Annotated in this window: 23 protein-coding genes, 12 tRNA genes, 1 rRNA gene and 1 pseudogene; 32 read left to right on the forward strand and 5 right to left on the reverse strand. The window is 46.1% G+C overall.

The window, feature by feature from the left end:
• Positions 1 to 293 precede the first annotated feature (293 nt).
• Both F6X55_RS18165 and F6X55_RS18170 read right to left on the reverse strand, forming a co-directional pair.
• Positions 294 to 1,151, reverse strand: coding sequence for a DegV family protein (locus tag F6X55_RS18165; RefSeq protein WP_026571366.1), 858 nt, complete (start codon positions 1,149 to 1,151; stop codon positions 294 to 296).
• Positions 1,152 to 1,567: 416 nt separating this feature from the next.
• Positions 1,568 to 2,472, reverse strand: a pseudogene (locus F6X55_RS18170) (DMT family transporter).
• A gap of 421 nt (positions 2,473 to 2,893) precedes the next feature.
• Between F6X55_RS18170 and cshA the strand changes: the two are divergent.
• The 3 genes from cshA (at position 2,894) to F6X55_RS18185 (ending at position 7,180) form a co-directional block, all read left to right on the forward strand.
• Complete coding sequence (gene cshA, locus F6X55_RS18175) at positions 2,894 to 4,375, forward strand: degradosome RNA helicase CshA (protein ID WP_026571364.1); 1,482 nt, start codon at positions 2,894 to 2,896, stop codon at positions 4,373 to 4,375.
• 887 nt (positions 4,376 to 5,262) lie between these two features.
• A complete protein-coding gene (locus tag F6X55_RS18180; RefSeq protein ID WP_026571363.1) occupies positions 5,263 to 5,742 on the forward strand; it encodes a PH domain-containing protein in 480 nt (159 codons plus the stop codon).
• Entirely contained in the window at positions 5,732 to 7,180 is a 1,449-nt protein-coding gene (locus F6X55_RS18185) for a PH domain-containing protein (RefSeq protein WP_161993116.1), read from the forward strand. Before F6X55_RS18180 ends, F6X55_RS18185 begins: the two co-directional genes overlap by 11 nt.
• Positions 7,181 to 7,515: 335 nt before the next feature.
• On the opposite strand, the gene F6X55_RS18190 is transcribed toward F6X55_RS18185, so the two are convergent.
• A complete protein-coding gene (locus F6X55_RS18190; RefSeq protein WP_026571361.1) occupies positions 7,516 to 8,277 on the reverse strand; it encodes a rhomboid family intramembrane serine protease in 762 nt (253 codons plus the stop codon).
• A 58-nt stretch (positions 8,278 to 8,335) separates the two neighbouring features.
• The gene (locus tag F6X55_RS18195) at positions 8,336 to 8,494 is read right to left on the reverse strand and encodes a hypothetical protein (protein ID WP_153465199.1); all 159 of its coding nucleotides are present in this window, start codon (positions 8,492 to 8,494) and stop codon (positions 8,336 to 8,338) included.
• 114 nt (positions 8,495 to 8,608) lie between these two features.
• Between F6X55_RS18195 and acpS the strand changes: the two genes are divergently transcribed.
• The 15 genes from acpS to F6X55_RS18270 all read left to right on the forward strand — a co-directional run bounded on the left by acpS (position 8,609) and on the right by F6X55_RS18270 (position 21,589).
• The gene (acpS, locus tag F6X55_RS18200; RefSeq protein ID WP_026571360.1) at positions 8,609 to 8,965 is read left to right on the forward strand and encodes a holo-ACP synthase; all 357 of its coding nucleotides are present in this window, start codon (positions 8,609 to 8,611) and stop codon (positions 8,963 to 8,965) included.
• A 134-nt stretch (positions 8,966 to 9,099) separates the two neighbouring features.
• The gene (locus tag F6X55_RS18205) at positions 9,100 to 10,614 is read left to right on the forward strand and encodes an NAD(P)H-hydrate dehydratase (RefSeq protein ID WP_153465201.1); all 1,515 of its coding nucleotides are present in this window, start codon (positions 9,100 to 9,102) and stop codon (positions 10,612 to 10,614) included.
• A 56-nt stretch (positions 10,615 to 10,670) separates the two neighbouring features.
• A complete protein-coding gene (locus tag F6X55_RS18210; protein WP_026571358.1) occupies positions 10,671 to 11,690 on the forward strand; it encodes a LolA family protein in 1,020 nt (339 codons plus the stop codon).
• A 298-nt stretch (positions 11,691 to 11,988) separates the two neighbouring features.
• Positions 11,989 to 13,143 (forward strand): alanine racemase, encoded by a 1,155-nt coding sequence (gene alr, locus F6X55_RS18215; protein WP_321172344.1) that lies wholly within the window; start codon positions 11,989 to 11,991, stop codon positions 13,141 to 13,143.
• A 185-nt stretch (positions 13,144 to 13,328) separates the two neighbouring features.
• Entirely contained in the window at positions 13,329 to 13,610 is a 282-nt protein-coding gene (locus F6X55_RS18220; RefSeq protein WP_026571355.1) for a CopG family ribbon-helix-helix protein, read from the forward strand.
• A gap of 4 nt (positions 13,611 to 13,614) precedes the next feature.
• The gene (locus F6X55_RS18225; protein WP_026571354.1) at positions 13,615 to 13,965 is read left to right on the forward strand and encodes a type II toxin-antitoxin system PemK/MazF family toxin; all 351 of its coding nucleotides are present in this window, start codon (positions 13,615 to 13,617) and stop codon (positions 13,963 to 13,965) included.
• A gap of 316 nt (positions 13,966 to 14,281) precedes the next feature.
• On the forward strand, positions 14,282 to 15,154 hold the full coding sequence (locus F6X55_RS18230) for an RsbT co-antagonist protein RsbRA (protein ID WP_026571353.1): 873 nt from the start codon (positions 14,282 to 14,284) through the stop codon (positions 15,152 to 15,154).
• Positions 15,155 to 15,162: 8 nt separating this feature from the next.
• The gene (locus F6X55_RS18235; protein ID WP_026571352.1) at positions 15,163 to 15,519 is read left to right on the forward strand and encodes an STAS domain-containing protein; all 357 of its coding nucleotides are present in this window, start codon (positions 15,163 to 15,165) and stop codon (positions 15,517 to 15,519) included.
• Between the two features lie 2 nt (positions 15,520 to 15,521).
• Positions 15,522 to 15,923, forward strand: a complete 402-nt coding sequence (locus F6X55_RS18240) for an anti-sigma regulatory factor (protein WP_026571351.1) — start codon at positions 15,522 to 15,524, stop codon at positions 15,921 to 15,923.
• Between the two features lie 12 nt (positions 15,924 to 15,935).
• Complete coding sequence (locus tag F6X55_RS18245) at positions 15,936 to 16,946, forward strand: PP2C family protein-serine/threonine phosphatase (protein ID WP_026770888.1); 1,011 nt, start codon at positions 15,936 to 15,938, stop codon at positions 16,944 to 16,946.
• A gap of 62 nt (positions 16,947 to 17,008) precedes the next feature.
• Positions 17,009 to 17,338: an STAS domain-containing protein gene (locus F6X55_RS18250; RefSeq protein WP_026770887.1), complete on the forward strand. Its 330-nt coding sequence runs from the start codon at positions 17,009 to 17,011 to the stop codon at positions 17,336 to 17,338.
• 1 nt (position 17,339) lies between these two features.
• Positions 17,340 to 17,816: an anti-sigma B factor RsbW gene (gene rsbW, locus F6X55_RS18255; RefSeq protein WP_026770886.1), complete on the forward strand. Its 477-nt coding sequence runs from the start codon at positions 17,340 to 17,342 to the stop codon at positions 17,814 to 17,816.
• Positions 17,788 to 18,576, forward strand: a complete 789-nt coding sequence (sigB, locus tag F6X55_RS18260) for an RNA polymerase sigma factor SigB (RefSeq protein ID WP_026571347.1) — start codon at positions 17,788 to 17,790, stop codon at positions 18,574 to 18,576. The genes rsbW and sigB overlap by 29 nt, the downstream gene beginning before the upstream one ends.
• Positions 18,576 to 19,184 (forward strand): PP2C family serine/threonine-protein phosphatase, encoded by a 609-nt coding sequence (locus tag F6X55_RS18265; RefSeq protein ID WP_321172343.1) that lies wholly within the window; start codon positions 18,576 to 18,578, stop codon positions 19,182 to 19,184. The genes sigB and F6X55_RS18265 overlap by 1 nt, the downstream gene beginning before the upstream one ends.
• Positions 19,185 to 19,387: 203 nt before the next feature.
• Positions 19,388 to 21,589 (forward strand): Tex family protein, encoded by a 2,202-nt coding sequence (locus F6X55_RS18270; protein ID WP_051381970.1) that lies wholly within the window; start codon positions 19,388 to 19,390, stop codon positions 21,587 to 21,589.
• 73 nt (positions 21,590 to 21,662) lie between these two features.
• Here F6X55_RS18270 and cmpA read toward each other — a convergent pair whose 3' ends face one another.
• Positions 21,663 to 21,776 (reverse strand): cortex morphogenetic protein CmpA, encoded by a 114-nt coding sequence (cmpA, locus tag F6X55_RS18275; protein WP_152525496.1) that lies wholly within the window; start codon positions 21,774 to 21,776, stop codon positions 21,663 to 21,665.
• Positions 21,777 to 21,870: 94 nt separating this feature from the next.
• Here cmpA and F6X55_RS18280 point away from each other — a divergent pair, with 94 nt between their 5' ends.
• From F6X55_RS18280 to F6X55_RS18345, 14 genes are all read left to right on the forward strand, one after another.
• A complete protein-coding gene (locus F6X55_RS18280; protein WP_026571344.1) occupies positions 21,871 to 22,329 on the forward strand; it encodes a SprT family protein in 459 nt (152 codons plus the stop codon).
• A 231-nt stretch (positions 22,330 to 22,560) separates the two neighbouring features.
• Positions 22,561 to 22,635: transfer RNA gene (locus F6X55_RS18285), tRNA-Asn, on the forward strand.
• Positions 22,636 to 22,637: 2 nt separating this feature from the next.
• Positions 22,638 to 22,728: transfer RNA gene (locus F6X55_RS18290), tRNA-Ser, on the forward strand.
• 9 nt (positions 22,729 to 22,737) lie between these two features.
• A tRNA-Glu gene (locus tag F6X55_RS18295) sits at positions 22,738 to 22,809 on the forward strand.
• A gap of 20 nt (positions 22,810 to 22,829) precedes the next feature.
• Positions 22,830 to 22,906: transfer RNA gene (locus F6X55_RS18300), tRNA-Asp, on the forward strand.
• Between the two features lie 6 nt (positions 22,907 to 22,912).
• Positions 22,913 to 22,987: transfer RNA gene (locus tag F6X55_RS18305), tRNA-Gln, on the forward strand.
• 34 nt (positions 22,988 to 23,021) lie between these two features.
• Positions 23,022 to 23,094, forward strand: a tRNA-Lys gene (locus F6X55_RS18310).
• 180 nt (positions 23,095 to 23,274) lie between these two features.
• Positions 23,275 to 23,355, forward strand: a tRNA-Leu gene (locus F6X55_RS18315).
• A gap of 52 nt (positions 23,356 to 23,407) precedes the next feature.
• A tRNA-Leu gene (locus F6X55_RS18320) sits at positions 23,408 to 23,493 on the forward strand.
• A 57-nt stretch (positions 23,494 to 23,550) separates the two neighbouring features.
• Positions 23,551 to 23,627 (forward strand) — tRNA-Arg (locus F6X55_RS18325).
• Between the two features lie 4 nt (positions 23,628 to 23,631).
• Positions 23,632 to 23,708 (forward strand) — tRNA-Pro (locus F6X55_RS18330).
• A 28-nt stretch (positions 23,709 to 23,736) separates the two neighbouring features.
• Positions 23,737 to 23,810, forward strand: a tRNA-Gly gene (locus F6X55_RS18335).
• Between the two features lie 5 nt (positions 23,811 to 23,815).
• Positions 23,816 to 23,892, forward strand: a tRNA-Ile gene (locus F6X55_RS18340).
• An 86-nt stretch (positions 23,893 to 23,978) separates the two neighbouring features.
• Positions 23,979 to 24,105 (forward strand): 16S ribosomal RNA (locus F6X55_RS18345); the annotation flags it as partial.

The raw sequence follows: 24,105 nt of genomic DNA on the forward strand, positions 1-24,105 counted from the left end.
AGCGATACGTATGACAAGAGAAGGCTGGCATCTATCCCACCCGGCATGGGAAATGCTTTTTGTGGAGATATAATCCGTTTCCGTGGGACGCACAGTAATATAGACGGTCAACCAATAGCATAAAGGGAAGTACATCAAAACAGCTTGCCCTTAAATGAAAAAGCAAAAAACCGAACGAATTCGAATGCTTCTTGGCATGTCGAAATAACGTTCGGTTTTTGCTTTGGCCGCCATTTTATCAGACGGGATGTCAGAGGAAAGCCAGTTAGTTGATCAAACGTTTGATCAAAGCGTCAATCTTTGAAAAAGGCGATGACCAGGCCGCCTTCTCCGGCATAAGTTGAGATGAGCGGTCCCATTTCGGTTAAAATGGTATCTTTGAATGGATACTTTTGCTTAATATCCTCCAATACTTTCTTCGCCCGTTCTTCTGCATTGCAATGGGTCATGGCAATCAGTTTGTCTTCGAAGTTGCGGGTGTACTCTCCGATTTGTTCAATAAACCGGCGGACCGATTTTTTATCACCGCGGACTTTTTCACTTACTTCGATGACGCCTTCTTCCTCGCTTGCCTTCATCAACAATTTAATGTTGAGGGTTTTGGCGATCGTTCCTTTCACTCGATCCAATCTTCCTCCTTTGATGAGGTTTTCGATTGTTTTCAGAACGAACAGGGTAGTAGTCTGTTCCACTTTGATATGCAAATGTTGCACGAGCTGTTCGTAGGAATAACCTTCATCCATCTTCTTGGCTGCTTCATGCAGCAACAAAATAAGGCCGGACGATGCAGTTTTTGTATTGATTACTTCAATTTTTCTTTCAGGCTCTTCTTGAAGAAGCATTTCTTTCCCCGCTTCGGCATTCTCGTACGTGCTACTTACGCCTTTCGTCAAAGAAAGCATAACAATCGGTGTTTCTGGATCGACTTCTTTGTAAGCATGGTAAAAATCATTTGGGTTCGGCGCGGCGGAACGGGGAAGCTCCTCTGCTGTCCTCATCATTTGATTGAAGGCAGGTATGTCGAGGTCAACTCCAGTCCGATACTGCTTTTCTCCAAAATTCAGGTAAAGCGGAACCACCTTCACTTGCAATTCCTCTTCCATTTGCTTAGATAGGTCTGCACTTCCGTCTGTCATTAATTGAATTCTCATGGCATCTCCTTTAAATACGTTAGTCAGATTTAGTTGTTTTTATTATAGCATGCGATATAGGTCGTATAATACCTATTACGTTAGCCACATTTCCATATCAGGAAATTGGTATTATCCCTATCGAATCACTGCTATATCTCCGTTGTAGAAATACAATGTGCTTTTCATGGATGGCTTATTAAGCCGTATGAGTGGTAAATCATTGGAGGTTTTTTGCGTGGCCATCACTCCCCGCTGCACAGATGTTTTCGGTTGGACAGGTAACTGCAGCCCCAAGGAATGTTTTCGGCAGCATCTCATCCTATAAGAGTATCAACTGTATTTTCAAAGTGTCTTCGTGTATCTCTAACGCTAAATGTGTGCATTCTGTATAGATATGCCTAATGTTCAATCGGCTCGAGCCATAAGGACGATGTTTATCCCCGTTTACTCGTTCGGGACAACGTAAGTCTGGGTTTCCTGCCGGAGGTACTGACGATAAACAGAAACAAACCGAAGAGGATAATCGTTCCTCCGAGCCACTGCGACCAGGTAATTTGCTCGTCCAGGATGAGATAGGCTAACACCGAAGCACCGACGGGTTCGAAAATAATGCTCATCGAAATCACTGCTGTACTTACCCATTTGATAGCCCAATTAAACAGGGTATGGCCAAAAAAAGTCGGGATGATGGCCAAGGCTATAAAGACAAGCCAATCGTTGGCGGGGTATCCAGTAAATGGGTGTTGTAAAATCAAATTATAGATGATCAAGGTGATGGCGCTTATTCCGTACACGACAAAGGTGTAAGGCATCAAGGCAAGTCTTTTGCGGGTATGCTGTCCCACCAGTAAGTATCCAGTCACCATGACGGCACCAACCAAGGCGAGCAAATCGCCGAACAAAGCCATCCCGCTTATTTGAAAATCTCCCCAGCTGATGATGATGCTGCCTGTCACGGCGATGGCCATACTTATCAAAAACGTTCCTGAAAAAACAGGAAAGTACCGAGAAATGCAAAAATAGGCTGTAACGTTACCAAAACGACAGAGCTGGCGACGGATGTATAATTTAACGACTCGAACCAAAAAATAAAGTGAAAGGCGAGGAATACCCCGGCAAGTGCTGCCAGCAGCCAATCTTTTCTGGAAATGGCCGCCAAGTCACTGCGATGCTTGATGAGTACATAAGGAGACATGATTAAGACAGCCAGCAGCAGCCGGTAATTTGCAATGATGGAAGCGGGTGCTGTTTCAGCGAGCTTGACAAGCACGGCTGCCGTCGAAACAGCGATGACCCCGATACTGATCGCAATCGAAGGATGTACCGATGGTTTGTTCATGTAGTTTCTCCTTATCATCAATGTTTTTTTCATTCTAACACTCATTTATTTGAAAATCATTTTTAATACAGGTAGAATTAGGGCATAGAGTGTGATAAGATTTATTAATCCATTGAATGCTTGCCAAAGAAGCCTCTTTCGAGAAGGTGAAGGAAGGCTTTTTCATTTGCAGCAGAGCGTATTTTCAAGAAAGAACAAAAAACTGGACGCAACAGGGATGAATCGCCTGGTTTTTTCATCACACGGCAGGAATGTGGAACTTGAAAACAGAAGTCGATTCGACACAAACGAATTGTTTAAATAGATGTAATTGTTTCTAAGAGCGGTTTAGAAGCCAAGAGGATCGGCTTGAAGGACAAGTTCTCAAATCGTGCTGAATACGTGCATATGAGAATTTTGTTAAAAGGAGTAGAAAAAAATAGTGACAACTTTTAAATCATTAGACATATCCAACCCAATTATGAAGGCCTTGGAAAAGATGGGGTTTGAAGAGGCAACCCCGATTCAGGCAGAGACCATTCCGCTGGCCAAGCAAGGGAACGACGTCATTGGGCAGGCTCAGACAGGTACTGGGAAAACAGCTGCTTTCGGAATCCCGATGATTGAGAAAATCGACCAAGACCTGAAGCGGATTCAGGGACTTGTCGTAGCACCGACGAGGGAGCTTGCTATCCAAGTCGGCGAAGAAATCAACAGGCTGGGACGCTTCAAAGGAGTAAGGACATTGCCTGTCTATGGTGGACAGCATATGGAACGTCAAATCCGAGCGTTGAAGGATGGCCCCCATATTGTGGTGGCAACACCAGGACGTCTGCTGGATCATATCCGAAGAAAGACCATCAATATCAGCAACGTGCATACGGCCGTATTGGACGAAGCCGACGAAATGCTGAACATGGGCTTTATCGATGATATCCGCGATATTTTGAAGGCAATTCCGGAACAGCGCCAGACCTTGCTGTTTTCGGCTACGATGCCAAAAGAAATCCGGGATATCGCCACAACCCTGATGAAAAAGCCGGAAGAAGTCCGGGTAAAGGCAAAAGAAATGACGGTCGAGAATATCGATCAGTTCTTTGTGGAAGTCCATGAAAAACAGAAGTTTGATACATTGACCAATCTGTTGGACATCCATGTTCCCGATCTGGCCATCATTTTTGGCAGAACGAAAAAACGTGTCGATGAAGTGACAGAAGGCTTGCAGGCACGCGGTTTCCGAGCAGAAGGCATCCATGGTGACCTGACCCAGGGCAAACGGATGTCCGTCCTCAACAAATTCAAAAACGGACGCATTGAAATTCTTGTGGCCACAGACGTAGCGGCAAGAGGATTGGATATTTCGGGTGTCACCCATGTGTACAACTTCGACGTACCACAGGACCCGGAAAGCTACGTGCACCGGATCGGACGTACCGGAAGAGCTGGTAAAGGCGGTGAAGCAGTTTCTTTCATCACACCTAGAGAGATGCCGCATTTGCATTTGATCGAAAAAGTAACCAAGGGTAAAATCAAACGGCTACAAGCTCCGTCCACGGACGAAGCGCTGCGCGGCCAGCAGCAAGTGACGGTCGACAAGATGCAGACAACGATTGAAAAACAGGACTTGCAGTCTTACCGGGAAACAGCCAATGAATTGTTGAGTCAGTATGATTCCGTGACAATCGTGTCAGCTGCCTTGAAACTGTTGACCAAAGAACGTCGCAATGCGCCGGTCAAACTGACTTCGATTGCGCCTGTCAGCGTAAAGCAGGCTCATAAAGATAAAAACAAGAAAAAGTATCGTGGTAACGATAAACGGAACTATTCGCGCAAAGGCAAGCCATCCGGCAAGCCTTCCCGCAACCGCAAGTTCCAAAATAAGCGTAATTCAAACAACAATCGCGGCCAGAACAACTATAAATAAAATAGAAATGGCTGGGACAAAAGCATAGTGACCAAAGCAAAAACCGAACGAAGATTCGAAGCCCTAAGCATTCGAATCCGTTCGGTTTTTCTATTTATTTAAGATAAGGTAAACATACCCGGTTGATTATTTCTTTCATTCTGTTGTTTGATGTGTGCATCCCCTACGCTACGGCAAGATACTACGCTTTCCACGGGCACGGCTTCAACTTCCTCAGTAAGCAAAAGACGCTTACTTGCGGGATTTTCAGCTCGTGCTGTTCCCGTAGGAGTCTCCGTATCTTGCCTTCGCTATGATAGAGTGTTCTGTTCAAAAGGATTGTGCAATTTTATTAGATGAATAGTGGTAACTAAACATCTTTTACAAAATGGAAAGACTCTCTTGGAAAGACTCTCTGTGTATAAAATAGAAAAGTCAGTTAAGAACAAAGGATATTTCCATGTTTTATTGATATAAAGCTTCGAAGCGCACTTGTTCAACGGAGGCAAGGTACATAGACTCCAGCGGGAACAGCACGAGCTGAAGATCCACTTGGTAAAGTGTTGTTCTTTACCAAATTAGCTGAAGCCGTGCCCGCGGAAAGCGAAGTACCTTGCCGGAGTGGGTACCTGTACCATTCTTAAAGAAAGTGTCTGAAGTATTTTTATCCCGGAATGGACCGCATGTAAAGCTTCTTAAGCAAGCAGAAAATAACTGTCCTTTCATCGGATTATTAGCTTAAGTAAGGCATGTTGAATACTTTCTCCATGCACAGGGATAACTGTGAAAATGAAACCCAAACTCTCTTTGTACCGTATTTACTAGAAGGCATTGTATGGTACGATGCTAATAGAAAGCAATACGGCTCCCTTGGCGAGTTGGGGGCCGGGAAGGCTGGTGAAAAAACAGTGCGACAACCACCTGAGAATTTTATTGCGAAAGAAGCAGTGAAGGTTTGGAGAATCACGGCTCTTATCCCTACTGTCATTTTATGGATCGTTTTAATCGTGCTTACTTTTTTTGCGGGGAAGTTTTCTATTCCGATTTGGGTTGTCCTCGTCGCTTGGGCAGTAATGGCTGTCGATACATATATTACAGTGTATCTGATACCTGCCATAAAATGGCGCAGATGGAGGTATCAAGTATTTGAGCAGGAAATCGATATCCAGCATGGGATTCTGATCATAAAACGGACACTTGTCCCGATGATCCGGGTCCAGCATGTCGATACCAAACAAGGGCCGCTGCTGAAGCGGTTCAAATTGGCGACTGTGACCATATCGACCGCAGCCACTACCCATGAAATCCCCGCGCTGCTCGAAGAAGAGGCCTCTGCTTTAAGGGATAAAATCTCCCGGCTGGCAAGGGTGGATGAAGATGATGTCTGAAGCAAAACGGATGCACCCTGCTGCCACGATATTTAACTTCATCGCCATGATCAAAGATGTTCTTGTCCCGGCCGTGATTGGTTCGTTTGCCCTGATCCGCAACATCGATGCAGCACCCTGGGTCTGGGTACTGGTCATTTTGGGGCTGCTGCTCATAATGGTTGCTGCCAGCTTCCTATCCTGGTACCGATTCACTTATCGAATCGAAGGAGACGAGCTCCGGATCGAATCCGGCATTTTTATCCGGAAAAAGCGGTACATCTCCAAAAACCGGATCCAGTCGATCGATCTCACGGCTGGTGTCATCCACCGTCTCTTCGGGCTCGTAAAAGTGGAAGTACAAACGGCGGGAAGCGATAATTCAGCGGAAGCTGGATTGAAAGCAGTATCCAGGAGACAAGGAGAACTGTTGAGGGAAGCGTTGAAAGGGGAAAAAGCAGAGCCGGCTGGCAAAGTCGAGGATCCGACAGAGCCTGTGAAACCAAAGGCGGTTACACAACGGACAATCGGATGGAAGCGTCTGCTGCTTGCAGCGACGACATCCGGAGGGATAGGTGTTTTCTTATCTTTATTTGCTGTATTCGGTTCACAAGTGAACCAAATCATCCCGGATGGATTTTTCACGAATGTCTATAACTGGGCTGTTCACTTAAGCATTGTAATCCTTCTCGTTTTGGTTTTGCTCGTTTGTGTGGGGATATGGTTGATGGCGATAGCTGGCACGTTACTGCGCTACAGCTATTTCACTATCCGCAAGTATGAAAATGAATTGTTCATCACGCGTGGTTTGCTGGAGAAAAAGCAGGTGACCGTTCCACTGAATCGAATTCAAGGGATTCGCATCCAAGAAAATATTTTCCGGCAGCCGCTCGGTTATGCGGCGGTTTATGTAGAGGTCGCCGGAGGTGCACTGGATAAAAACGACGATTTTTCGATTGCACTGTTCCCGTTATTAAAAAGAACAGAGATACAGTCATTTGTCCAGGAGTATCTGCCGGGATTCCAGATTGAAGAGGAATGGGAGCAGCTTCCGGTACGTTCAGCCCGCAGATTTATTCTGCGCAGTACGCTTCCGGTTGTGGCAATTGCAGCTCCCTTATTGTACTTTTTTCCGCTTTTTAGCTGGATGGCTCTGATAATTATAGCCGCAGCTGCCGTATTGGGCTACCTCCGATTCAAAGATGCCGGTTTTAGCATCAACGAAAAGCAGCTGTCATTCCGCTCGCGGATGTTGAGCAGGGAAATAATCGTGGTGGACAGGAAACGGATACAGTCCCTGTCCACCTCCAATCACTGGTTTCAAAGGAGAAAATCATTGCAGACGGTTTATTTTTCGATTGCCTCACACAGTGGTGTAGGGAAGAGCTTCCTCGTAAAGGATATGGAAAATGGGGATGCAGAAGCCATTCGGGATTGGTATTCCTTTCATTCCGACTAGGGAGTAGAAAAGAAATAACAGATGGAATCATTCTACTTCGGCAAGGTACTCCGCTACCAGTGGGCATGGTTCAGCGTAAGGCTCAGTATATTACCGGAGCACTGAGAGAAACCTCACACTACGGCATAAAAAGAAGTCGCGGTTATGAAAAATCAAAAAACCGAACGAATTCGACTATTTAACATTTCGAATATCGTTCGGTTTTTGGTTTGGCCATCGTGCTTCTGCCCCAGCCACTTTTATTCGCCCCTCCCGGCAAAGAACAGAATGAAAAGGGACAAGGAGATCAAAACCCCGAAGCAACGGACCGTTCTCTTTCTACTTTTTAACTTCCGCTAAAAAAACCTTCCCAACACACCTAAAACAACCAATAATCCGATAAAAACCCACAAAGCAGGAACAAGATACTTTTTCCATGGAATCCTTCGTTTGTTCCAGCGGTTCGGATCAAAGTGTATGTCGCCATCCTGGGTGCGGGAACGCTTATTCCGCCACATGGCGAACGGCTTGACATTGTTTAAGAAAATCGGTGCCAGCGCCAGTCCTCCGATGAAACCGAACAGGTGACCGAGTATGTTGATTCCTGGACGCAGGAAGGTCATAATCAGTCCGATAATCAAAATGGTGGTTACAATTTGGGCATTGGCCCGGTCGATTAAATGCTTGCGGAAAAATACCATATACATGTACATTCCGAACAATCCATAGATTGCTCCCGAAGCTCCGACATGGACATAGTAAGCAGATGGATCGACAATAAAGGTAAATAGATTGCCGGCGAATCCGGTCAATAGGTAAATCAATAAAAACCGCAGTTTTCCGGTCATCTGCTCCAGAGCAGGACCGAAAAGCACAAGTGAAAAGGAATTGAACAGTACGTGCATGACACCGTTTGGATCGTGAAGGAATATCGGCGTGATCAGCCGCCAATATTCGCCGTTTTCGATAAACAGATTGACCCCGGCGCCCATCTGGAACAGCGGTCTCCCCGGCCCCAAGATAACGAGAAGCCAGACGACAAGTTGTATGGCAACGAGTGCTGTGACTACCGGATAAAAACGGATAAAATCTCGAAAGCTTTCATTTCTGATGAACATTTGTCTGCCCCTTTGATTGGTTATGATTCTACATATGTATAATACTTTACTATTATAGTTATTCACAAACATCACGGATTTCTCCTGCCTGACAAACTCGAATTTTTATTTTCTCCTTTTCTCCGTCTCCTTTGTCCTTTGCGGACGATGAACGTCGCTGCCGGATCAATCCTTGACCCCAGAAGTGGTAAATGGCTGCTCCTGTTAAGGTAATCATTTGGCAAATGCTCCCCTTTAGTCAGGCAAAAAGATGCCGGGGCACGCTTTCTCCTAGAGAAACGCCCTGTCAGCAGTTATACTGATGGTAGATGAATGAAAAGGTTGGGATTGGATGATTGTCGGGATTGGAATCGATATAATCGAGTTGGACAGAATCCGGAACAGTTTTTTAAGAAACCCACGGCTGGCGGAACGGGTATTAACAGAAAATGAGCTGGATGTATTACGGAAACTAGAAGCTCCGGGGAGACAGGTCGAATATTTAGCGGGAAGATTCGCTGCAAAAGAAGCTTACGCGAAGGCGCTTGGAACCGGGCTTGGAAAGCTTAGCTTTCAGGAAATCGAGGTCATGTCCGATGAAAAGGGAGCGCCGCAGCTGAACGTCAGGGATGAGCATGATCGGAATTTGTTCTTGTCGATTTCCCACAGTCGGGAGTATGCGGTGGCACAAGTGGTCATCGAAGCATAGGCACGTCAAAGGATATTTCTTCAACATTGGATGAAAAGCAAGCAAATGTGGACTTTTTCTACAGGTTGTCAGGCTAGTCTGCATATTCGCATAGGTTGTCTCATAATATTTTAGTGCGGGTAGGAGGGAACATTGTGCATATTGTCACCGCAAAAGAAATGTACGAAGCTGATCGTTATGCAATGGAAACGATAGGAATCGAAGGGAAACTGCTGATGGAAAACGCCGGCAGGGCGGTTGCTGATAAAGCCGAAGAACGGATGACCAAAACCATGCGTGTGCTGGTGGTGTGTGGAAGTGGCAGCAACGGCGGAGACGGGTTCGTGATTGCCAGGACTCTGCTGGATAGAGGATATACTGTTCGAGTATTCCAGCTTGCCCCAGACGGGAAAATCACCGGTGATGCGGCTTATCACAAACGCCTCTATCAGACCATCGGCGGAAAAATCGAGCGGCGGGAAAGCGGCGCCAGTCTGGCTGTGGCTTTGCAGGAAAGTGATGCGGTCATCGATGCAATGCTTGGAATCGGGGCAACAGGAAAGCTGCGACCTCCATATGATGAGGCGGTTGAAAGAATCAACCAAGCTGACCTGCCGGTAATATCGGTCGATATTCCAAGCGGTGTGCCTGCTGACGAAGGGCACGATGGGATCACTGGTATAAAAGCCGATCACACAGTGATTGTAGCTGAACCCAAACAAAGCTTGTTCTCCCAGCAGACCGCTTCCTACTATGGAAGCTGGGAGGTAGTGGATATTGGGATACCATCCCGGGCTTGTGCTGATTCGGGCAGATACGTGTGGGGCATGGAAGAAACACAGTCCCATCTGGGGGAGCGAGGCCGCTTTTCGCATAAAGGCAGTCATGGTAAAGCGTTGTTGATCGGCGGTTCCCAGGATATGCCCGGTTCGATAACGCTGACAACTAAGGCAGCATTGCGGGGTGGAGCAGGTCTTGTAACGACAGGGACAGTCCCTCCAGTTATTCCGTCTATTGCTGCCCATTGTGCTGAAGCGACCTATCTTTCCTTGAATGCAGATGATCGAGGGCGGATCGCCCTTCAGGATGTCGATGTTTCCGGTTATGATGCATTGGCGATCGGAATGGGGATGGGCCGGGAGCATACAACTGCTGCATTTACTAGGAAGTTAGTTTCCGAGGCAAAAATCCCGGTGCTGGTAGATGCTGATGGTCTGCACCACTTGAAACAGGATATGGACATTTTGAAACAGCGTCGCCATCCATCGATTCTTACGCCGCATCCTGGTGAAATGGCAATGCTGACGGGATATGGAATCAAGGAAATCATTCAGCGGCCCTTTGCGATTTCCCGGCAATTTGCCATCGAGTACGGTGTTTATCTAGTACTGAAGGGTTCATTTACCATTGTTACTGATCCGGAGGGGAATCAATGGGTCAATACTTCAGGTAATGCCGGACTTGCCAAGGGAGGGAGCGGTGATGCGTTGTCTGGCATATTGCTGGCTCAAGTCATGCAGCAGCAAAGCATCCAGCAGGCATTGTCCATCGGGTGTTACATCCATGGCATGTCCGCGGATCAGCAAGTCGCCGGCAGCCATTCCGTGCATGATTTAACAGCCAGTGATGTCATCGATGGACTCGCCTCTGTGTTTCGTACACTTTCTTGACTCGGACACTTATGCGTTCCCTTTGTCCTTTGAAATGAGACAAAGGAGTTGTGACCATGAGAAAAAAACTCGGATTAGGGGTCATGCTGTTATCAGTGATCCTGGTCTTGGCTGCCTGTGGGGAAAAGTCGAAAGAAGATGTGGCGGATAAGTTATCGGGGAATTTAGAGAAAATGAACGGCTACAAGGCGGAAGCAACCATGAGTCTGCAGACAGGTGAAGAGAGCCAGGCGTTCGACATTGAAATTTCCCACAAAAAGAAAGATTTTTACCGGGTGTTGTTGAAAAACGAGAAAGATGAAAAGGGCAGTCAAATCATTCTCAAAAATGAAGATGGAGTGTTTGTCCTGACCCCTGCTCTGAACAAAAGCTTCAAATTCAAAAGCGAATGGCCGAACAACAGCAGCCAGCCTTATCTGTACCAGTCGCTGGTAAAAGATGTATTAGAGGATTCGGAGGCATCTTTCAAAACCACGGAAAATTATTATGTGTTTGAGACAAAGACGAATTATCAAAATAACAACAATCTTCCATACCAGGAAATCTATTTTGATAAAAAAGCATACACGCCGGTAATGGTGAAAGTGTTGGATAAGGATAAAAACCCGGTAGTGGAAGTTCAGTTCTCATCATTCGAACTCGATCCGGAATTTGCCGGAGATGCATTTGAAATCGAAAAAAATATGACCAGCGGAACATTGGGTATTCCGGTATCTGCTGAAGAAAGTGACAACGGAGAGTTGGAAGTCTTTTATCCATTGGAACGCGCCGGTTCTGAATTGGTGGAAAAGAAAGAGGTTGAAACGGACAACGGCAAGCGGGTGATTCTATCCTTTGCCGGGGAGAAGAACTTCACACTTGTTCAGGAAAGAGCGGATGCTTATCCTGCCAGCGCGATGGTTCCGGAGCAGGTCAATGGAGAAATCGTCAACTTAGGTTTCACCATGGGAGCTTTGAGCGAGGCCTCTCTGCAATGGCAGGCCAATGGCAATACGTATTATCTAGCCAGTGAGGACCTTACCAAACAGGAAATGATCGAAGTCGCAAGCTCCGTTACAGGACAGGAAATAAAATAAAATTCGCTAGCAGGCTCCATTACCGGGTCTGCTTTATTTTTTTGCGGAAGTTGGTGGAGACGCCATCTTCAGGGGATTGCTTTTCATGAATTATGGAAACAAACGCCGCTTTTTCTGAATGGTTGTTGAGTATGTGCGGCGATTTCATGCTGTCGAAGTATCCCTGAGCTAATCGGATGGCAATAATTATGGGAAAGAAGCTTTTGGGCAGCATATTTTCGTGGCAACCCACTGTTATCGCTATACGGTGCCGAACTGTTTCTGATACGATAGAAGAAAAAGGATAGGAGAGGTCATCTTGCAAAATTTTTACCGGGACTCCTGGGTGGAAGTCGACCTGGACAATATAGCATTCAATATCCAACAAATACGTCAACGCCTCTCGTCAAAAACAAAAATTTTCGCCGTTGTGAAGGCGAATGCGTACGGTCATGGCGATATAGAGGTCGCTGAAACTGCTTTGCGCTCCGGTGCAGACAGATTGGCTGTATCATTATTGGATGAAGCGGTTAAGCTTAGAAGTAATGGAATAACTGCGCCAATCCTGGTAATGGGAAGGATCCGGCCGGAAGATGTTCCGGTGGCTGTCAAGCATGACATCGCCGTTACGTTTTACCAAGTGGAATGGGTAAGGCAGGTCAAGCAGTCGGATTTTTCCGGTACACTGAAGCTGCATTTGAAATGGGATACCGGAATGGGACGGATCGGCATCAGGTCAGTGGAGGAGCTCGACGCCATCCTGAAGGAGTTGACGGACGACAGGATGGAACTGGAAGGGATTTTCACTCATTTTGCTACGGCAGATGAAGCTGATACCGACTATTTTGAACGTCAGCAAACTCGCTTTCAAGAATTGCTTGCTGCTTTTGAAACAAAATGGGACAAGCCTGTACACCTGCACACCGGCAATAGTGCCGCTAGTATGAGGTTCCCGGAACGAATGGCTCACTTTATCAGGTATGGAATCAGCATGTATGGTTTGTATCCATCCTCCCAAGTGAAACGGGAAAAGCCTGTTGAACTAAACCCCGCCTTTTCCCTTCATAGCCGATTGACACAGGTGAAAAAATTGCCAGCAGGAGAATCGATCAGCTATGGAGCCACTTATACAACCGAAAAGGACGAGTGGATCGGTACGGTTCCGCTCGGTTATGCAGACGGAATCCTCCGCAAATTGCAGGGAAAGGAAGTACTTGTGGAGGGAAAAAGGGTTCCGATTGTCGGACGAATCTGTATGGACCAGTTCATGATCCGCCTGGACGGACCTTGTCCGGTGGGAACAAAAGTGACTATTATCGGAAGGCAGGGAGCAGAAGAAGTGACCATGGACGAGGTGGCCGATTATCTGGAAACAATCAATTATGAGATTCCGTGCACAATCAGTCCCAGGGTCCCGCGGGTTTATCTTGAACAGGGAGAGATAACCAAAATCAGCAATCCGCTGCTGACTTGAATGCGTTCAAACACTTGCAGGATTGATTGTTCAGGAATAGGCTCCATACATGTTTCCTCCAGCAATTGGCAAGGAGAGGATTTTTTTTGATAAAAAGTTCCGGAATGCCTTTGCAATGCAGTTTATACAATGATATGATTAGGTTGGATTAAAAAAGACTGGGCTTGTAGATATGGTGGAGGTGTATGGTTGTGTCAGAGAGCTTACAAGAGATAATTGTGAGACTGCCAAAAAACCTGCTTAGCGAGGTGGATGGGTTAATGGAAACCGAGAACAGTGATCTGAGCGACTTTATTTGTCAGGCAACAAAATCGTATTTGCGTGAAAAGAAAAAACGTCATATTCGTGAATCTATGCAAAGAGGCTATATGGAAATGGCCAAAATCAATCTCAACATTGCTTCAGAGGCTTTTCAAGCTGAAGAGGAGGCCGAAAACACCCTAGAACGTTTAGTGAGCGGGGTGTAAGGGGTTGATTGTAAAAAGAGGCGAAGTTTATTTCGCCGATCTTTCCCCTGTAGTGGGTTCCGAGCAGGGGGGCGTTCGTCCAGTATTGGTTTTGCAAAACGATATCGGCAACCGTTTTAGCCCTACGGTTATCGTTGCAGCCATTACCGCGCAGATACAAAAGGCAAAACTGCCGACACATGTTGAAATCGATGCAAAGAAGTATGGATTTGAGCGCGACTCCGTCATTTTGCTCGAGCAAATTCGAACAATAGACAAACAGCGTCTAACGGATAAAATCACCCATTTAGACAAACCCATGATGGAAAACATCAATAAGGCCTTGGAAATAAGCCTGGGTTTAACAGATTTTTAAAAGTTGTTGACGCATAAACTGAACACCCAAACATCCATGTCCCGGGAGGCCGGCGCATGGATGTTTTTTTACTGTTTAAAGCAAAAATGGAGTCTGCGCATAGCCGGGGGCTTGCCATTCCTTACAGAATCACTGACAGATGTAGTCCATGCAGTGGAAAGGTAAATAATGGCTGGAGCGGCTGAGCGAACCGCCGTATGCCCGCGGCCGCCCAAGGAGAATCGAAGTCGAACCATATCAAAAAATTTGCGCGTCAGCCATAAACATGTGACAATAAGTATATCTATTTTAGGGAGACTTGGCAGGGGGTAGTTGAATGGATAGAAAGCTGAAAGATCTTGTAATAGAAAACAGTGATACGATTGTGCAAATGTGGCTGGATGAGATATCGAAAGGCCGACAAAGCGATTATACATCGACAATATCCGAGGAATTGTTCGAAAGCACCAACAGGGAATTTGTCAATGTCATTTTTGCAAGTGTCGAAAAGCAGGGTATCACCACGGCTTTAGAAGACTTTTCGGAAAGGCTTGTCAATCTGGGCTGGCCGCTGAGTTATTTGACCGATGGGCTGCAATCCTTCCGCAGGGTGACAATTAACTATATCTTGAGCGAGCAAACGCAGGTGGGATCGGATTATTTCTCTGAAGTTTTGCAGGCAGTGGATAACTGGGTCGATCCAATTATCAATAAACTGGTCAATGAGTATTCCGGCAGCTGGGAACATATTGTCTCCCTGCAACGGGTAGCCCTGCAGGAGCTATCGGCACCATTGATTCCGGTTATGGAAAATATTACCGTCATGCCGTTGATCGGCACGATCGACACGGAAAGGGCAAAGCTGATCATGGAGAATCTGCTGGACGGCGTCATCAAACACAATGCCGAAGTCGTGTTGATTGATATTACCGGTGTTCCGGTTGTGGATACGATGGTAGCCCATCATATCATCCAGGCTGCAGAAGCGGTTCGTCTGATCGGTTCTACATGTATCCTTGTCGGGATCCGGCCGGAAATTGCTCAAACAATTGTCAATTTGGGAATCGATTTGAGCAAGTTCCCGACAAAGAGCTCGTTGAGGAAAGGGTTCCAATCGGCCTTGGAGTTGACCAATAGAAAAATCGTCGGTACAGCAGACAGTCACGAGAATGATATCGAACAATTAGTAGATTCTCTGGATAGGGAGTGAACGGGGTCATGAGAATACCAATTTTAAAGCTTCATAATTATTTATTGATTTCTATCCAAATTGATCTGGATGACCAGAGTGCCATCCAGTTTCAGGAAGACCTTTTGAGTAAAATACATCAAAGCGGAGCGACCGGCGTAGTAATTGATTTAACATCTGTCGATATTATCGACTCCTTTATTGCTAAGGTGCTTGGTGACGTAGTGACGATGTCGGATCTTATGGGGGCAAAAGTCGTATTGACTGGGATTCAGCCAGCAGTAGCTATGACGCTGATTGACTTGGGCATCCATCTGCAAGATGTTCCAACAGCCTTAGATTTAGAGCAAGGCTTGATCAAATTGCGTCAGGAATTGGAGGAGTGAACATGGATTTCCAATCCTGCGTTAATATTAACAAAGAGTGGGATATAGTTGGCGCCCGCCAAATCGGACGGGACTTTGCCAGGAAAATCGGGTTTGGTACAGTGGATCAGGCACGGATTGCCACTGCTATATCTGAACTCGCGAGAAATATCTATTTATACGCTGGGACAGGAAAAATCTGCTTCGAAACCATTGAAGAAATAGACCGTAAAGGATTGGTCATTTTAGCAGTGGATGATGGACCGGGAATAGCAGAGATCAGCAAAGTGATGGAAGACGGCTATTCTACTTCAGGAGGTCTTGGCGCAGGATTGCCGGGTGTGAAAAGGCTGATGGATGAATTTGATATTATATCCGAGCAAGAAAAGGGGACAGAGATAAAAGCAGTGAAATGGGTTCGTTGAGGGGGGTAAGCGATGAGTACGTTGAACATGGATTTAAGCAATTATCGAGACTTACTAAAACAGTATATCCGAACACAAGACGAGACCGCTCTCTACCAAGCGGAACAATTCAGTAAGCTGTCGATGCAGCAAAACATTTCCCCTGAAGAAATCATCAACGTTCATATCCAGGCTTTGCAGGAACTGTATCCGGAATTGCCCGAAGGGATCAAGTCATCGATGAACTTCCTGCTGGAGGCCATGATTTCCTATGGACTGGCTTACCAGGAATTCCAATCGCTACGGGAACAGCAGCTGGCTTTGAAATCGGAAATATCCGTCGCGGCCAGTATGCAGCAAACACTTCTTACAACGGTAAAGCCGGAAGTGGAAGGGCTGGATATCGGAGCCATCAGTATTCCCGCCAACCAAATGAACGGAGATTATCACCATTTTGTTCAAAATGATGATAACAAATTAGGTATCGCGATAGCCGATGTTATCGGAAAAGGGATACCGGCTGCACTGGCCATGTCGATGATCAAGTATTCCATGGATAGTATTCCGGAGAACCGGATGGATCCAAGCAACATACTGGAAAGCCTGAACAGGGTGGTCGAGCGCAACGTGGACCCGAGCATGTTCATCACCATGTTTTATGGTCTGTACGATCCAAGCAATGAAAAGTTTTACTATTCTTCTGCAGGCCATGAACCCGGCTTTTATTATAACGCGGCGGAAGATAAATTCGAGGAAATAGAAGCCAGGGGAGTTGTGCTTGGGGTGACCCGGGATACGGAGTATCGTCAGTACGAACGGAAAGTAAATGCAGGGGACATGATCATCATGCTGACCGACGGGGTGACGGAGTGCCGGCAGGGTGACCGTTTTATTGAACCGGAGGAAGTCCTTGATGTGATCAAGTCTTATATGCACCTGCCTGCCCAGAAATTGGTAGAGCAAGTATATAAGCACTTCGAACGACTCCAGGATTTTCATTTGCGGGATGATTTTACCTTGATTATTTTGCGCAAGGAAGTTTGATGGGGACCTGGTCAGGGTAATATCCTATATTGAGTGAATATTACGGAAGTAGGAGGATAACCATGAACTTAGATATTAATGTCTCAGATAAAGACTCAACGGCAGTTGTGGCACTTGCTGGAGAGATTGATGCTTTTACTGCCCCTCAATTGAAGGAACAGTTGCTGCCGTTGACGAAAGAATCGGGCAAAGTAGTGGAAGTGAACCTGGAAAATGTCAATTACATGGACAGTACAGGACTCGGCGTTTTTGTCAGCGCGTTGAAGTCGACAAAAGAAAACAACAGCGAACTGAAACTTGTTCAGTTGCAGGACCGAGTAATGCGTTTGTTTGAAATAACCGGTTTAACCGATATTATAAATATTGATTCTACAGTACGGGGTGGATCTTAATATGGAACCTTTTGACTTCATAGAAATTAAAGTTCCTGCTAAAGCAGAATATGTAGGGGTCGTAAGATTGAGTACATCTGGCGTCGCGAATCGGATGGGATTCAATTACGAGGATATCGAGGATCTGAAAGTGGCGATATCGGAAGCGATGACCAATGCCGTCACCCACGCATACCAGGGGGCGGAAGAAGGAGAAGTCACGGTTGGTTTCGGAGTTTATGAGGACCGATTGGAGGTAATGGTGGCAGATCATGGCGGCAGCTTCGACCTGGGCAAAGTAAAAGCCGACATCGGTCCGTATGAACAATCGGAGCCGATTGAGAATCTCCGTGAGGGCGGATTCGGTTTATTCTTGATCGATGCTTTGATGGATAAGGTAGAGATAAACAGCGACCATGGGGTTATCGTATTGATGACAAAATACACCCAGGAAAATAAGGTGGGATTAGATGACGACCAAATCTCAACCACACAATAGACGTGAGGATGAGGTTTACCAATGGATAAAGCATCTGCAGGAAAATCCCACAGACGAATCGGTTCAAGAAAAAATTGTATTGGCTTATCAGGATCTTGTGGAGTCAATAGCCCGCAAGTATTCAAAAAACAGTTCGATACATGAGGATTTAGTGCAGGTCGGGATGCTGGGGCTGCTGGCTGCTATTCGCAGATATGACCCTGAATTTGGTAAATCCTTTGAATCATTTGCAATACCGACTATCATCGGTGAAATCAAACGATTTATCCGCGATAAAACGTGGAGTGTCCATGTCCCGCGTCGAATCAAGGAATTAGGTCCGAAAATCAAGAAAGCTATCGAAGAGTTGACTTCGGACAATCAGCAATCGCCTTCCGTGACCGAGATAGCCGCTTACCTTGAAGTGAGCGAAGAGGACGTCCTGGAAACGATGGAAATGGGCAAAAGCTATAAAGCGCTGTCCGTCGACCGGAAAATCGAAGCGGATTCTGATGGCAGCACGGTTTCCATACTGGACTTGATCGGTAATCAGGATTCCGGTTATGAGAATGTGGACCAGCGTATGCTGCTTGAAAAAATTCTGCCGATTTTAACAGAAAGAGAACAAGAAATCCTGAAATATACCTACTTTGAAAACATGAGCCAAAAAGATACCGGTGAGATGCTTGGCATTTCGCAAATGCATGTATCCCGTCTGCAAAGGCGTGCATTGAGAAAACTTAGAGAAGCATTGCAGTCAGAAAGCTCGGAGGTTTTCTAGTGAGTGAATTGGATAAACAGCGAATGCAGGTTTCCGTCTATCAGACAGCGAAAAAAGGCAACTATTACTGTGGTGACAGCTATTACTATACAGAAACAGAAGACGAGTTTATCTGTGCTTTAGCTGACGGTTTGGGCAGCGGGGAATACGCCAAAGAGTCTTCACAGGCTGTTATGGATGTCATTGAAGAAAACATTTTCGCGAGCGTCGATGAGATAATAAAGGTGTGCAATGAAAGATTGGTAGGAAAGCGCGGCGTTGTATTAGGTGTATTGAAGGTGAACTTTACATCGAATGCTTATTCGTTCAGTTCGATTGGTAATATCGGTATCATGACGATAACAGACAAACAGGAGAAAAAACGGAGCATTCCGAACGCCGGTTACCTGGGCGGTTATAAACGCCCTTTCAAAGTGTTTGACGGCACAATGGAACCAGGTATGATTTTTATTATGTTTTCAGATGGGGTCAATTCAATGGATTTGTCTTCCAAATATTTTTTGGGCAAAGATGTCGAAAGAATCACGGAGACGTATGCTGCCATGGTAGGACAAAACAAAGATGATGACACCACCTTGATTGCCATGAAGTTTGCCAAAAGTGAATAGCATCGTCGAAAGCATACTCTTATCTTGGAAGATGGGAGTATTCGTTTTTTAGGCAGCATCTGACCGGTTTACTCTCAACATGGAGTAGGCCGGTTTTTTTGGTTGTCCTGTGTGGGAGCAATCGTAATTGCGCTACTTCCATGTGGGATTTTCGTCACTTTGACTAATTCCTCTCTGTGTATCGGCGGGGCTGATTTGGTACAATGGAGACAAGAAGCGTAAGGAGGAAACCGATATTGAGTGAAGCAAACGAATATGACCAGTTAATAAAATGGGTGGCAGGAGAAACAAAGGTTTCAGCTGCACCAATCAAACAAGTTATTTCTTTGTTGGAAGAAGGGAATACGGTTCCGTTTATCGCCAGGTACCGCAAAGAGCAGACCGGCGGATTGGATGAAGTGCAAATCAAAGCAATTGAAGATAAATGGACATATGCGCAAAATCTGGCAGAACGTAAGCAGGAAGTCATTCGCTTGATCGATGAACAGGACAAATTGACTCCCGAGCTCGAAGCTAGCATAAGGAATGCAACGCAACTGCAGCGGGTGGAAGATCTTTATCGTCCTTATAAGCAAAAAAGAAGAACGAAGGCGACCATAGCCAAAGAAAAAGGATTGGAACCACTGGCGGAGAAAGTATGGAACCATCAGGTGGAAGATTTAGAAAAGGCGGCAGCGGCTTATTTATCGGATGAGCATGAATTGGTCTCGACGGATGAAGTGATAGCCGGGGTCAACGATATAATCGCTGAGTGGATCGCCGATGATGCTCAATACAGGGAGTACATACGGGATAAAACGTTCAAAGCCGGGACGATTCGCGGGGATGCCAAGGATCGGGAAAAGGACGAAAAAAGCGTTTTTGAGATGTACTATGATTATGAGGAACCGATCAGATCGATTGTGGCCCACCGTGTGCTCGCTCTCAACCGCGGAGAAAAGGAAGAGGTCATCAAAGTAGCTGTGCGTCCCCCTGTAGAACAAATAACTGAATACCTGAATAAAAGGCTTGTAAAAAGAAACGATACAGCCGTCATCAAACAGTTTTGGAAGGAAGTTATCGAGGACAGCTATAAGCGCTTGATCCAGCCGTCGATTGAACGGGAAATCCGGAACAGTCTATCGGAAAAAGCAGAACAGCAAGCAATCGATATTTTTTCGACCAATTTGAAAAACCTCCTGCTGCAACCGCCGCTTAAAGGGAGAGTCGTCCTGGGGGTCGATCCGGCATTCCGTACAGGCTGTAAGCTGGCGGTTATAGATGAGACAGGCAAGGTTCATGCCATTCAAGTAATCTATCCAACTGCCCCTAAAAAGGATAAAAAGGGAGCGGAAAAGGTTCTGTTATCGCTCTTAAAGCAGTATCCCATCGAGCTCATCGCCATTGGCAACGGCACTGCTTCAAGAGAGACCGAACAATTTATTGCAGACTTTATCAGTGACCATCAGTTAGATATCGCTTATATCATTGTAAATGAAGCCGGTGCCAGTGTTTACTCAGCTTCTAAGCTGGCCCGTGAAGAATTCCCTGAGTTGCAGGTGGAAGAACGAAGCGCCGTTTCGATTGCAAGAAGGGTGCAGGATCCCCTGGCGGAGTTGGTGAAAATCGACCCCAAGTCTATAGGAGTCGGGCAATACCAGCATGATGTCAGCCAAAAAAGCTTGAACGGATCCTTGACCTTCGTGGTGGAGACCGCCGTCAACCAGGTCGGTGTCAATGTCAACACTGCTTCAGCTTCTTTGTTGCAGTATGTATCTGGCTTAAGTAAAACCGTCGCGGGTAATGTAATCAAGCAACGGAACGAAAACGGCAAATTCACCAGCAGAAGCCAACTGAAAAAAATTCCGCGTTTAGGCAATAAAACGTATGAACAGTGCATTGGCTTTCTTCGGGTTCCCGACGGGGATGAGCCGCTGGACAGGACTGCGATCCACCCGGAAAGTTATTCGGCGGCCAACCAGCTGCTGCGCATGCTAAATTTTTCTACTGATGATTTAGGTACAGAAGCATTGAAGCAAGCCTTATCTGAGGTGACTCTAGGGGAAACTGCTGAAAAACTCGGTATCGGGGTACCGACTTTGGAGGACATCATGAAAGCACTGGCGAGCCCTGAGCGTGATCCACGGGACGATTTTCCACAGCCGCTATTAAAAAAGAACGTGTTGGCCATGGAAGATCTACAGCCTGGAATGGAACTTCAAGGAACGGTAAGAAACGTGGTCGATTTCGGAGTATTCGTGGATATTGGGGTTAAGCAGGATGGTTTGGTGCATATTTCGAAAATGTCCAAGCAATTTGTGAAACATCCGACCGATGTTGCAGCCGTCGGAGATGTTGTCACCGTCTGGATAGACAGTGTCGACGTAGATAAACAGCGGATAGCTTTGACAATGGTACAGGATTAATGAAAACAAAAGGGCTGTTCCTGCAGCCCTTTTGTCTATGGTTAAGTATAAGCATTTCCCGACTGCGGTCTATTTAGCAGGAGTTTTTATCCTGATAAAAAAACCAACATTGATTCAATACTTTTATTTGGTATAAATCTTTGGTAAGGAAGGCTTTTGTCATTTGCTTTTTAAACCAATTGGGCATCTGAACCATCCTCCTGGACAAATAGTGTTGGAAATCAGGCAGAAATCAAGTTATTGTAGGGTATGCAAATCAAGTAAAAGGTGTGACGATAATGGTGGAAACAATCAGTCAGAAAAAACTGGAGGAATTGGTGGACGAATTGTCGAAAAAGTACTTTGATAAGCCTTTTATCGACGAAGTAATGTTTAACAACCGTTTACGTACAACCGGAGGAAGGTACATTCCGTCCAGAAGAACAATAGAACTGAACCCGAAGTTTCTAACAGAGTTGGGGCAAGAAGAATTTATCGGCATCATTAAACATGAACTGTGTCATTATCATTTGCATATCGAAGGGAAAGGATATAAGCATCGCGATCCTGATTTTAGAGAGTTGTTGCGTAAGACTGGATCTCCTCGTTTTTGTCAGGCTCTTCCTTCTGCCAGAAAGCAAACCAGACATCGGTATCAATGCAGGGATTGCGGGCATATCTATGAAAGGGCAAGAAGAGTGGATACAAAGAAGTATCGCTGTGGCAGATGCAGAGGGAAGCTTGTTAAAGTATCGTCGTGACACCGTGAAATAAATTGGTGTATGAAAAAACAAAGGAAACCATTGACGAATCATGTCTTCCGTGTTAAATTAAATAAGCCCTTGAAAAAACAAAGCTTTTTCCCGTTTTTTCTTTTTTATTTTCCCGATTGCTTTCTTGAAAAAATTCAAAAAAGCAATTGACAAACCGGGCGAATTAATGTATTATACTTAACGTCGCTGTTGTTCGGAGCGGCAAAAAATACTTTTTATTCCACCGTAGCTCAGTGGTAGAGCAATCGGCTGTTAACCGATCGGTCGTAGGTTCGAATCCTACCGGTGGAGCCAGTGGAGAAGTACTCAAGTGGCTGAAGAGGCGCCCCTGCTAAGGGTGTAGGTCGCGTAAGCGGCGCGAGGGTTCAAATCCCTCCTTCTCCGCCATTGTATATTGGCCCGTTGGTCAAGTGGTTAAGACACCGCCCTTTCACGGCGGTAACACGGGTTCGAATCCCGTACGGGTCACTTTCATTTTATATCGGTAAGGTCCGGTAGTTCAGTTGGTTAGAATGCCTGCCTGTCACGCAGGAGGTCGCGGGTTCGAGTCCCGTCCGGACCGCCACTTTGTTGGGCTATAGCCAAGCGGTAAGGCATCGGGTTTTGATCCCGTGATTCGCTGGTTCGAATCCAGCTAGCCCAGCCATTTCTTTTATAAGTAAGATGATTGAATTTATTGTGAGCCATTAGCTCAGTTGGTAGAGCATCTGACTTTTAATCAGAGGGTCGGAGGTTCGAATCCTCCATGGCTCATCAAGGAAGTTGTGGTACGGATTCTCACCTGCGGTTCCCCTTGCTTTCGATTTACAGCAAAAGGTTGCAAGGACTAGCCTGCGGCGTCGGAATCCTCCATGGCTCATCAAAAAAAGTTGTGTGCTGGATTTTTTCTACGAGTTAAATCCAGCCCATTCCTTTTAGTCATTATCATATTGCGCGGGTGTGGCGGAATTGGCAGACGCGCTAGATTTAGGATCTAGTGTCTACGACGTGGGGGTTCAAGTCCCTCCACCCGCATTGTGTTTTGTCTACTGCTGTGGGGTCTGCACGGCATTTTATTTTTGCTTGAGCGGTCGTGGCGGAATGGCAGACGCGCTAGGTTGAGGGCCTAGTGGGGGCGACCCCGTGGAGGTTCAAGTCCTCTCGACCGCACCAAAAAAACATTGACATCGATTGATGAATATGATATATTAAAAGATGTCGCTTCAACGAGCGCCCGTAGCTCAATTGGATAGAGCGTTTGACTACGGATCAAGAGGTTAGGGGTTCGACTCCTCTCGGGCGCGCCATTATCGGGAAGTAGCTCAGCTTGGTAGAGCACTTGGTTTGGGACCAAGGGGTCGCAGGTTCAAATCCTGTCTTCCCGACCATGCTTCACCATATATATTCACTCACTTTGCGGGTGTAGTTTAGTGGTAAAACCTCAGCCTTCCAAGCTGATGATGAGGGTTCGATTCCCTTCACCCGCTCCATTAAGGGGCCTGTAGCTCAGTTGGTTAGAGCGCACGCCTGATAAGCGTGAGGTCGGTGGTTCAAGTCCACTCAGGCCCACCATTTTGATCTTTGAAAACTGAACAAAACAACCAGTATGTCAAGCAAGATATACAAGCTAGTTTTTGAACGAGCAAGCAAGCTCATCATTTATGGAGAGTTTGATCTTGGCTCAGGACGAACGCTGGCGGCGTGCCTAATACATGCAAGTCGAGCGCGGGAAGCAGGCAGATCCCTTCGGGGTGAAGCCTGTGGAACGAGCGGCGGACGGGTGAG

Source organism: Sediminibacillus terrae (assembly GCF_009602435.1).
Classification (GTDB): Bacteria; Bacillota; Bacilli; order Bacillales; family Amphibacillaceae; genus Sediminibacillus; species Sediminibacillus terrae.